The sequence below is a fragment of the Trichocoleus sp. ST-U1 genome, from assembly GCF_039961835.1.
Classification (GTDB): Bacteria; Cyanobacteriota; Cyanobacteriia; order Cyanobacteriales; family FACHB-T130; genus FACHB-T130.
Window position 1 is genome coordinate 1 of the sequence record NZ_JAMPJZ010000130.1, and the last position, 10,194, is coordinate 10,194.

Below are 10,194 nucleotides of genomic sequence, written 5' to 3' on the forward strand. Positions count from 1 at the left end.
TGAAGCAAAGGTTCTACTACTAATTAACACTATGTTTTACCACTACCAAAGTAAAAATTCCGCAATTTTTAATTTTTAATTTCGCATGTTTAATTGACTGAGCGATCGCCCAATTTCTTCATTAACCAGCTGATTTCCTTGAGGGCTGAGATGGATATGATCTCGGTACAGAGTTTCTGGCTGCTCTTTTGAGTTGAAAATGGGCAGAAAATCTGTATAGGTAATGTGTTGGTTTTGGATTAAGTCGATAAGGCGCTGTCGCGCTTTCAGTTCATAATCACGAGAACCCGGTTCGCCGATTTCTCGCTTTAGGGGTGTCATTGCGAGTAAAAAACGGGCACCTTTTTGCTCTGCGATTGTGTGGATTTCTTGAATGGCGTTTAGATTAAACCCAACGCGATCACCTGATTCCGCGTTCACTGCTTTCATCTCTGGTACTGGCGGTGCCTTTAACAAATAGCGGCTGAATGCCTCTACAAGCGCTAGGGGCGGTTTTTGGTCGGGGTAATTGCGATCGCGCCCCACCGGGATTGAAGTTGGCGCAGTCCCGAACAGATCGTCAGTATTAATCAGCAACACGACTACCTGAGCATCGAACGTACCAAACTGCTTTAAGTACGCTAATTCATTGCGCGGACACCAAGAGTTCGCTGAAGCGTTGAGAACTTCTATTTGCTTAAAAGTTTTACCATCAATAGAGGATTGCAACTGTTGAATCATCATGGCTGAAAGCGTCTCAGCCTGATCTGTCCACCAGCCACCATTCGCAATGGAATCTCCCAACAGCAGCACCCGCAGCGTAGATTCAGGGCGAGTTTCCGTGATTTTTGGGCTTCGCATTGAATACTGATTAATTTCTATCAGATTGCCAAACCTGCGAGTCCGCTGATTTGGCGCTAATAAATATCCAATCTGTTCATCGGCAATATAAATCAAGGGATTTCCAAAGCCAAATAGCAGCCGCAATCCCACCTCTACCGCCAGTACCAACCCCACAACAACTGCCAAAACAATCAGCACAATTTTCACGGATAATCAATCCCCTATGTACATAGATCGTGACCCGATCTAGCTTAAATCTTGCAGCACTTCAGTTTTGCAGTCTTAAAAGTCGCTCCCATCTTAACCCAACCCATTTATGACCCATTCGGGTGATAGACGAATCCTCCCTCAGCCGCTAACGTAGTCATGGGTTAAGATATGTTTACAAATTGTTGTCTAGCTCCGAGTAAAGGAGGATCGCAGCCTTATGTCAGACTTGAACCGTGGAATTATGAAGTTCGAGGGAGCTGATAGCCCAAAAGCGATCGCTATCTCATCTGTGTTGGTTTTGGGTGGTATTGCTTTTCTTGTTTGGTGGGCACTTCACTCAGCCTACGCTATGTAACTCGTTACTAAACCGAGGCCACTACCGATGCTGATGAAGCCATAAGTTCAATCGATAGGTTATCTCAAAGCTCCTGTAAAACTTCCTTGTTCGGGAGTCACTTTGTTATTCAACCCAAAATGTCTTTCGCGTATCTTTTGCCTCAGGCTGCATAGGACTACACCAACCTTTTGCTTGACTACAGACAAGTGAAATGTTTTCAAACCTATGGAGATGGGTTTGATTTGTGTAGCTGCGATATGAAGTTACTGGATGCAAGATACAAGTTTTTCTAGAGTCGCTTTTTGAGCCTGACTCTGGAATTTTTTATTGGCTATTTTTCATCAAGAAAGAATTATGGCAAGCATTCGGGATATCCTCGGTTATTACCGAAAATATCGAATCGTCGCGCTTTTAAGTATTGCGGCATCTAGTCTCTTTGAAATCATCGATCTGGTAGTTCCTTACACAATTGGGCAGATTCTCAACGTACTGTCCGGTCAACCGCTGGATCGGGGATTGCAAAATGCGATCGCTCTCATCGCTGAAGTTAGCAACTTACCGGCAAATCGATTCCTTTCCCTCTCAGTGCTAATGGGATTAATCTTGTTAGTCACCGTCGTTAGAGCGCCCATTCAGCCTTGGCTCGGCATCTGGTTTCACTGGGATACAGCCTTGCGATCGCGTCGAGACCACAGCATAAAAGTTCTCGAAAAAATCGTCACTCTACCGCTAGAATTTTACGAAGAAAACAACCCTGGACGAATCGCCGGACGAGTTGCTAGAGGACTCGCTAATCACACCTGGACTTATCCTGAAGTCGCCGGACAGTTGATTCCCAAACTCGTTCGGGTGCTGGGTATCTTTGCGATGATCTGGCTAATTGAGTGGCGAATTGCCGTAATTTTCCTAATTTCCTTCATCTTCATCCTCAGCTTCACCCTCAAAGACCTCAAGCAACTGAGCGATCGCGAACAGAAACTGGATCGATATCAGGAAAATACTGAAAGTCGTACTTCGGAAATTATTACCAACATTAAAACCGTCAAAGCCTTTGCCACCGAACAGAGAGAACTGGAGCGTCAACGACAGCGCCTAGAGCGGGAGTTCAAAGTTGTTGACTACCGCATTCATAGAGGTTACGTCATCCTAGCTACTTCCCAAAGGACAATCATCCAGTTTTGTGTCTTTCTAGTACTTGGTTTGACCCTCAACGCCACCTTACAGGGAAAGATTTCACTAGGACACTTCGTTACTACGTTGACCATCTCCAGCATGGCCTACTCGGAGCTAGAACCTATTAGCAACCTCGCTGAGATATTTGCTCGTCGCTATGCCTCCATGCTCCGGTTCCACGAGTTCATGCACGTACCTGTAGGCGTAGATGCGGTCATTCTGTCTCAAACCAGAACGCAGACGGCAGAAAGAGGAACTCAGGATTCTCGTGGTTCTGAATTGTCCTATCAATTTACCGGCAAAGTCGAATTTTCCCATCTGAGCTTTGGCTATGACAGCGATCGCCCAGTTTTAGAAAACATTAACCTACTCATCGAACCTTATCAAACTGTAGCGCTGGTGGGGCGTTCGGGGTCGGGTAAGTCTACCTTAGTCAAGCTTCTGTTCCGGTATTTTGAACCCCATCAAGGTCAGATTTTAATGGATGGTCAAGACATTCGCACTTTGGATGTCACTGGCTATCGGCGGCGTCTGGCAATTGTTCACCAGGAAGTAGATATTTTCAACGGGACGTTGCTTGAAAACCTTACCTATGGCAACCCCAAAGCTACGGTTGAACAGGTTCAGGAAGCTTGCCGCATTGCCAGAGTAGACGAAGTCATTGAGCATCTGCCGCAAGGGTACTACACCGTTGTTGGAGAGCGGGGAATGCGGCTGTCTGGGGGACAACGACAGCGCTTGGGAATTGCTAGGGCACTCTTGGTCGATCCAGATATCCTCATCTTTGATGAAGCAACTTCTAGCCTCGACTACGAATCTGAGCGCTCAATTCAGTTAGCAATGCGTAGCATCCTCGGCACCCGCACCACCATTATCATTGCTCACAGACTTAGTACCATCCGGGAAGCAGACAAAATTGTAGTTCTCGATCAAGGTCAAATTGTAGAAGTCGGTAGCCATGCTGAACTACTGCACCGCAAAGGAATTTACCGACGTTTGCACTCCCTACAAGAAACAGGTGAGCTACTCTAAAGTTAAAAGGAAAAAGGCAAAAGTGAAAAATCTTTCTTTTTCCTTTTGCTTTTTAACTTTTGCCTTTTACAGCTTCCCGTGATTGTTTTACCCGTTCAGTCATATATTCTAGTTACTTCCGATCTGGGTCCCCTTTTAGGAAGTGTTTGGCTCGATATCGCGGTGCTGGGATTGATGCTTTTGCTTTCTGCTTTTTTCTCCGGCTCGGAAACGGCGATTACAGCCCTCGACAACCTTAAACTCAGGGCGCTGATTCAAGAGCAAGGAGACCCGCGCCGGATGTTTGCGCTGGTCTTAGAAAATCGGGGTCGGTTTATCACTACCCTTCTAGTCGGTAACAATCTAGTTAATAATTTTTCAGCAATTCTGACCAGTAACTTATTTGCCCTCTGGTTAGGGAATGCAGGATTGGGAATTGCTACTGCTGTTGTTACTTTTCTAGTGCTGATTTTTGGAGAAGTTACCCCTAAATCTCTGGCAATCAACAATGTGATGCCAGTTTTTAAGTTTGCCGTTCGCCCGATTTACTTGCTATCTATCGTTCTCGGCCCGCTCATTTATTTATTTGAGCAAATTACTCAGCGGGTAATTCGCCTGTTTCAGGGGGGTGTTGTTCAAGAGGGAGAGTCTTTAAGAGACCTCCATCTGATGATTGAAATTTTGGGAGGCAAGGGGCATCTGGATTTACACAAACACCAGCTGCTGAACAAAGCCTTGATGCTAGACAGTCTCAGCACCCGCGATCTGGTTAAGCCACGGATTGACATGAGGACAATCTCTCATGAAGCGACCTTGCAGGAGTTTGTGAATCTGTGTCTGGAGACAGGATATTCCCGTATTCCCGTGCAGGAGGAGTCTAAGGATCAAATTGTCGGCGTTGTTCACCTGAAGCGAGCGCTCCAGCAGCTGAGGTTTTTGAAAAAAGAAGGGATTGATAATGGCTTGGTGACAGAGGCGATGGACCCGCCAGTATACGTGCCGGACACGAAACGAGCCGCCAATCTACTGAAGGATATGTTGCAACAACGCCTTCACATTGCCATCGTCGTCGATGAGTATGGGGGCACGGTAGGGTTGATCACGCTGGAAGACATTCTGGAGGAGCTGGTTGGCGAAATTTACGATGAAAGTGACTTTCCCAGTCGAGCGATCGCTACGAAAAATGCCACCCGCTCTGGTGGCGGCTGATTCAGAGGACAGGGATCAATGTAGGAGTAAGCACTGTAGATTCCCGCTCTCATCGTCTGACTTGCACTGCCCGTCACTTTTTCCACAGCTATAAAATCAATTTTCAAAAAACTTTTGCATTTTCTAAACCTTGTGCTACGATTATTAATCGTGGAACAAATGGGTCGATGCCCGAGTGGTTAATGGGGGCGGACTGTAAATCCGCTGGCTATGCCTACGCTGGTTCAAATCCAGCTCGGCCCACCACGCAACAAAAGTTCTAAGCCATAAGTTTTGAGTTATTCTTTAATTAAGATAACCGACTCAAAATTTAACGTTTATAACTTATAAAACTGCCCGTGTGGCTCAGTGGTAGAGCACACCCTTGGTAAGGGTGAGGTCACGAGTTCAATCCTCGTCACGGGCTTTTTCAGCAAATAAATTAATCAAAGTTTTATCCGGATGATCTGACTTCAGAAGTTATGTTTCTGGAGATTCTACCCAATCTTTTAGATATCCAGGAAGTATCTTCTTCATGAGAGTACACGCATGGCTCTTTAACTAGAGATATTCAACTGAAAAATCATTGCTTGGCCGCTTTTAAGGAGTCTAGAGGTACTGTAGATGAAAAATTTTAGCAGCTACAGATAGGATGATTAAATCGCATATAAGCCATGAGCGGCTTGATTTGTCACTAGCTAAATACACGTCATACATTGCAGAATCCTGTGGCAGTATTGATGAATTCAGATTCCTACAAGCAAGAATGACCATTTATCACCTATTTACATAATTCTTAGGTTCCAAAAATATAAGGGACTCCTAAAGCAATAGATGACTCGCAATTTCTCTAATCGAGCTTTGACAAAAATACTAAAAAAACTCGTGTAGAGTGTCGCTAACCCTAAAAGAGCTGGCTGATTCTAATCGATCGTGCTTTATAGCCAAAAATTAACTTGGTTGTGGCGGTATTAAGAACAGGTCACGAGCTATAAACCTTATGATGATAACTACGCTGGTGTTGTTGCCTTACGCCCCAAGACAAACGCATCTTATCTGTGAAATACCTACTCGACAAGGGGTTCAAGCATTTAGGCTTAAGGCTGAGCAACTGATAAAATTCCTACGGGGAGAGACATCCAGCATTTTAGATGCGTTTTCCCTGCCTTATGCACCTTTATTACCCAATTTTTGAAAATAAGGATTTTTATTGAGTTAAAACGGGTGCGGAGGGACTCGAACCCCCGACAAACTGCTTAGAAGGCAGCTACTCTATCCACCTGAGTTACGCACCCACATGAAAATGGATCGCCAAACTTGGCTCTGTCGTAGATTGTATCTGTGCCGAGTGCTGCAAAGCAACCCAGAAAGCCAAAGCTTTCCAAATATATCGCTCAAGCAGCTTTAAGCTCAATGTAAACTAGAAACCAACATACCCAGACGTTTGGATACGATAGTGTATTAGTCAAGGCGATAGGCGCTACGCGGACGCACTCGCGGCGTTGTCCGATTTTATCCCAGCACCAGGGCTGGATCGCGCCCTTATATAGTTTCGTGGCGATCGCTTTTTAGCCGCACCACGCCCCCGGCCAAGTCAGGAGTCATTTGCCAGTGTCATGTTTATTCTGAAACGGCAGGATGTTGAAATTTCTAGCATTCAGCACCCCAAGCGGGAGCAACAGATCCCGATTCTCACTTATCAGGGGCAAACCTTTCGCTTGATCAGTGTATTTGCAGCTAATCAAGCAGAAGAAGCCAGAGCCTTTTGGCGAGACCTTACCGATAACCGTGGCAAAGCCTGCGTCTTGCTGGAAGAGCCAGATCGGTATAGCGTCTGGGGCAAAATTCGTCTAGATCAGCTGGCTGCGGAGGCTAGTAGTGACGTCAAAATTGTCCTTCTCGCCCAAGCTTGCCTTTTGTTGCTCCAGGCGGTTTACATAGACGTTGAAGACCTATTAGGAAACAGACAAGCCGGATTATTTCAAAAAGACCTTAGCGATGTCTTCCGTCAGTGGCACTTTCCCAGTGCGGATGGGCCGGAAGCTGTGAAAAACTTGCTAACAATGGACCCTTTGAGTAGCCTCCAAATTCCCCCTTGGGAGGAACATCATCTGATCACCTTGTTACAAGAACTGCATCGCTTGGGTAAGGAATATTTCGGCAATACCCACTTTGCCCAAGGAGTAAAGGATACATTACAAGATATGCAACCAGGAGAGCGGTCTCAGTTCCTGGAGTGGCTAAATCAATCTCCCCTAGGTAAGCTGTGGCGCTAATCTAAAAAATGTTTGGGAAATATGCCAAAGCTTGCATTAAGATGAGACACTTGCGCTTCTTAAAGGAGATTTGTTAGCAGATTATTAATTGAATTGCATTTGCGATTAAACCTTGCGTGCATCCTTGTTTTGAAAAACTATGAGCAGTTCTTTAGAAAAGTCATCGGAAAAAGTATCCGGTTTACAATCCCTTCTGAGCGTACAGACAGTAATCGTTGCGGGAATAATCTGGGGTGTGCTAGCGCTACTGTATTTTCTGCTGTTTAGCATTTCTGCGCCCGGAGAGGAGCGTCCGCTTTGGTACTCGATTGGAACTTACATTTTTGAAGAGGTAGCTTACCTAGGCGCAGCAGTGCTGTGTTTTAGAAACTGGCGCAGTCCCCAGATTGTTAGCGGACGTAACGTCTGGCTGGGATTTGGACTGGGGATGTTGTGCTATTTTCTCGGGAACCTGTTGTTTTGCTACTGGGAACTGGTTTTACACCAAGAACCCATTGTGTCACCTGGGGATTTGTTTTTTGTCCCTGCCTATTTATTTCTTGCCTGGGGAATGATTTTAGCTGTCATCTCACGGCGACTGAATCTAGAAGTTTGGCAGTGGGCAACCGTTGCAGCGATCGCAGTTGCCGGAATTGCCTTGGCAGTCTGGTTACAGGTTGCCTCCCCGAATAATGCATCCGCTGCAACCCCACCTTTACCCGTAGGAACAACACAGGGAACAACACAGATAGCGAAGGCGACTTCACCCAAGAAAGCGATCGCTGCCACCAAAGCACCAGCCGTCAATAAAACCGCTACTGTGGTGAAAACAGCACAAGCAAAACCCTCTGCTCCTACTGGAGAAAATCAGGCTCCAGCCTGGGTTCTATCAGTAGAAAAATTTCTAGAGCCATTAGGGACCTTTTTGAACATTTTTTACGTTGTTAGCGATATCTTTCTGTTGATCGTTGCCTCGACCGTATTGCTAGCCTTTTGGGGGGGTCGTTTTTCTCAGTCTTGGCGGATGATTGCTGGGGCAGCTTTTTCATACTACGTTGCTGATATGTGGCTGAAATACGCCGATAAATTCATTGGTGATGATTATCAAAGCGGAGGACTATTGGAAGTATTTTGGGTCTTCAGCGGCGTCCTGTTTGCCATTGGCGCTGTCCTGGAATTTGATACATCCAGTCGTTCCCGTCGTAGCGGACGCAAACGTGCTTAGGAAGTAGCATGAGTGTGAGAAAACTTTCCGAATTAGATAAGCGCGACATCCTCAACCTGTATCGACAGCCAGGAGAGACAACCTCAACCCTGGCTAGTCGTTATGATGTCAGTAATTCAACGATTAGCCGTCTTTTAAAAAGTCGTCTATCTGAGCCAGAATATGAAGCCCTAATCCAGCAAAAGCGAACCAATCGCTCCCATTCAATTTCCGAACCTGCAACTGAAGCTGACGACGAGCCAGTAGAAATATCGCTGACCGCATCGGTAGAGAGCGAAGAATCCTTTCCCCACACTCAAGAATCTTTTGCAGATAGTGATAGTGAGGAATCATTGGAGGCAAGCCCTACCGCCCCACGGAGGCGTCGCAGGCGCTCCTCAGTCTCTACAGAGGAAGAGAGGGCACAAGAGCAGGAAAACATTCCTTCCGAAATTTTCCCTGGGATCGATTCTTCTCTGCCACTTTTTCAGGTGGCTGTGGATGCCGCACCAAGTAACAACCCCGATCCACTTGATAACAATTACAGTGCAGAAGCCAGTGTCATAGAAGAGATGCTCGGGGAAGAACTGACTGATTTAGAAGACGACGAGGACGACGAGGACGACGAGGACGATGATTTAGAAGACCTCCAAGACGAAGACGACTGGGATGATACGCCAACTCTAGAAAGTCCGATTCCAGCAGGAACCTTTAAGCGACAAAACCGTGCTAGCGTTCAAGTCTTACCGCTATCTAACGCGGTGCTTCCTAAAACCTGCTACTTAGTTGTAGACCGAGCAGCAGAATTAATCGCCAGACCCCTGCGAGAGTTCAGCGATCTTGGACAAATTCCTGCCCAAGAAGTTCAACAGAGAACACTACCAGTTTTCGATAACCATCGGGTAGCTCGTAGGTTCTCGAACCGCACCCAACGAGTGATTAAAGTTCCAGATGGCAGGATGCTTCAGAAAACTTGTTCGCAACTGCAAGCTAAGGGAATTACTCGCTTGCTGATTGATGGTCAAGTTTATTCGTTATAAGAGGCAGCGGTGAAACGCCGTCAAGTTCTCAAACAGCTGCTACAAACATCCGGCGGGCTGATTGCGGCTAGCTTGCTCCCAGGCTGCCAGTTAACAGGGTCCGTAGAGCCGCTGTTTTTGCTTGACCTGCTCAAGCCAGACTCAAAACTGCCAGAACACCTGCTCACGCCATTGAGCGAATTTTATGTGCAATCTTACGCCTTGCCGCCTAGGATTAACCTGGACACCTGGCGGTTAAAGGTTACGGGTGCTGTTGCCCAGCCGCTGACGCTGACTTTTCAAGACATCATGGCAGCGCCGCAGGAAAATTTTTATTTGACAATGGAATGTATCGGCAATCCCACTGGCGGCAACCTGATTGGAAACGCTCAATGGACGGGTACCCCTTTGCTACCTTTTCTAGAGCAAGCTGGTGTTAAATCAGAGGCCATAGAATTTAGGCTGCACGGAGCTGATTCCTACGAAACAACATTGCCAGTTGCAGAAGTCATGAGACAAGAAGTGCGACTGGTTCACCAGATGAATGGCGAAGCTCTCAATCAGTCGCATGGCTATCCTTTACGCATCATTATTCCCGGTCACTTTGGTCAGAAGCAACCCAAATGGCTAGTCGAGATTGAAGCTGTCAGCAGCCAGAAGCGAGGTTTTTGGGAACGTCAGGGCTGGTCTCATACCGCAGAAATTCCTACTCATGCGCTGATGCGCCAAGTACAAAACACTCGCGTTTGGAACAGGCAGCATCGGGTGCATTTGGGGCGCATGGGTGAAATAGGTTGGGAAAGCGGCATTTTGATTGCTGGTGTTGCCTTGGACAAATCTAGTCCGATTACAGCCATTGAGGTAACCTGAGTTCGGGATAAGGAGGGGACAAGCGAGTAAGCTAAAAGTCATCACACAACAGCTTTACAGGCTCGTCCCATGCTTAGTCTAGAAGAACTTTTTTGCTCTGTCGAT

General features: G+C 46.5%; 8 protein-coding genes and 3 tRNA genes. 9 read left to right on the forward strand and 2 right to left on the reverse strand.

Features of this window, described 5'->3' with window-relative positions; genetic code table 11:
- Positions 1 to 75: 75 nt before the first annotated feature.
- A complete protein-coding gene (locus tag NDA06_RS25410) occupies positions 76 to 1,029 on the reverse strand; it encodes a GDSL-type esterase/lipase family protein (protein WP_190985911.1) in 954 nt (317 codons plus the stop codon).
- 220 nt (positions 1,030 to 1,249) lie between these two features.
- Here NDA06_RS25410 and NDA06_RS25415 point away from each other — a divergent pair, with 220 nt between their 5' ends.
- From NDA06_RS25415 to NDA06_RS25435, 5 genes are all read left to right on the forward strand, one after another.
- Positions 1,250 to 1,387, forward strand: coding sequence for a hypothetical protein (locus tag NDA06_RS25415; protein ID WP_190411922.1), 138 nt, complete (start codon positions 1,250 to 1,252; stop codon positions 1,385 to 1,387).
- Between the two features lie 336 nt (positions 1,388 to 1,723).
- On the forward strand, positions 1,724 to 3,574 hold the full coding sequence (locus NDA06_RS25420) for an ABC transporter ATP-binding protein (protein WP_190985910.1): 1,851 nt from the start codon (positions 1,724 to 1,726) through the stop codon (positions 3,572 to 3,574).
- Between the two features lie 78 nt (positions 3,575 to 3,652).
- Positions 3,653 to 4,762, forward strand: a complete 1,110-nt coding sequence (locus NDA06_RS25425; protein WP_190411920.1) for a CNNM domain-containing protein — start codon at positions 3,653 to 3,655, stop codon at positions 4,760 to 4,762.
- 161 nt (positions 4,763 to 4,923) lie between these two features.
- A tRNA-Tyr gene (locus NDA06_RS25430) sits at positions 4,924 to 5,008 on the forward strand.
- Positions 5,009 to 5,096: 88 nt separating this feature from the next.
- Positions 5,097 to 5,168: transfer RNA gene (locus tag NDA06_RS25435), tRNA-Thr, on the forward strand.
- Between the two features lie 794 nt (positions 5,169 to 5,962).
- Here NDA06_RS25435 and NDA06_RS25440 read toward each other — a convergent pair.
- Positions 5,963 to 6,036: transfer RNA gene (locus NDA06_RS25440), tRNA-Arg, on the reverse strand.
- 321 nt (positions 6,037 to 6,357) lie between these two features.
- Between NDA06_RS25440 and NDA06_RS25445 the strand changes: the two genes are divergently transcribed.
- The 4 genes from NDA06_RS25445 to NDA06_RS25460 all read left to right on the forward strand — a co-directional run bounded on the left by NDA06_RS25445 (position 6,358) and on the right by NDA06_RS25460 (position 10,089).
- Entirely contained in the window at positions 6,358 to 7,017 is a 660-nt protein-coding gene (locus NDA06_RS25445; RefSeq protein ID WP_190987201.1) for an Npun_F0813 family protein, read from the forward strand.
- Between the two features lie 139 nt (positions 7,018 to 7,156).
- Positions 7,157 to 8,221 carry a hypothetical protein gene (locus NDA06_RS25450; protein WP_190411918.1) on the forward strand — a complete coding sequence of 355 codons (1,065 nt, stop codon included), beginning with the start codon at positions 7,157 to 7,159 and terminating at the stop codon, positions 8,219 to 8,221.
- Between the two features lie 8 nt (positions 8,222 to 8,229).
- On the forward strand, positions 8,230 to 9,240 hold the full coding sequence (locus NDA06_RS25455; protein ID WP_190987200.1) for a transposase: 1,011 nt from the start codon (positions 8,230 to 8,232) through the stop codon (positions 9,238 to 9,240).
- Between the two features lie 9 nt (positions 9,241 to 9,249).
- The gene (locus NDA06_RS25460; protein WP_190987199.1) at positions 9,250 to 10,089 is read left to right on the forward strand and encodes a molybdopterin-dependent oxidoreductase; all 840 of its coding nucleotides are present in this window, start codon (positions 9,250 to 9,252) and stop codon (positions 10,087 to 10,089) included.
- Positions 10,090 to 10,194 lie beyond the last annotated feature (105 nt).

Bases quoted from the DNA above. Each gene is read 5' to 3' on its own strand.
- NDA06_RS25415 (WP_190411922.1), top strand. From the start codon at position 1,250: ATGTCAGACTTGAACCGTGGAATTATGAAGTTCGAGGGAGCTGATAGC.
- NDA06_RS25420 (WP_190985910.1), top strand. From the start codon at position 1,724: ATGGCAAGCATTCGGGATATCCTCGGTTATTACCGAAAATATCGAATC.
- NDA06_RS25445 (WP_190987201.1), top strand. From the start codon at position 6,358: ATGTTTATTCTGAAACGGCAGGATGTTGAAATTTCTAGCATTCAGCAC.
- NDA06_RS25450 (WP_190411918.1), top strand. From the start codon at position 7,157: ATGAGCAGTTCTTTAGAAAAGTCATCGGAAAAAGTATCCGGTTTACAA.
- NDA06_RS25455 (WP_190987200.1), top strand. From the start codon at position 8,230: ATGAGTGTGAGAAAACTTTCCGAATTAGATAAGCGCGACATCCTCAAC.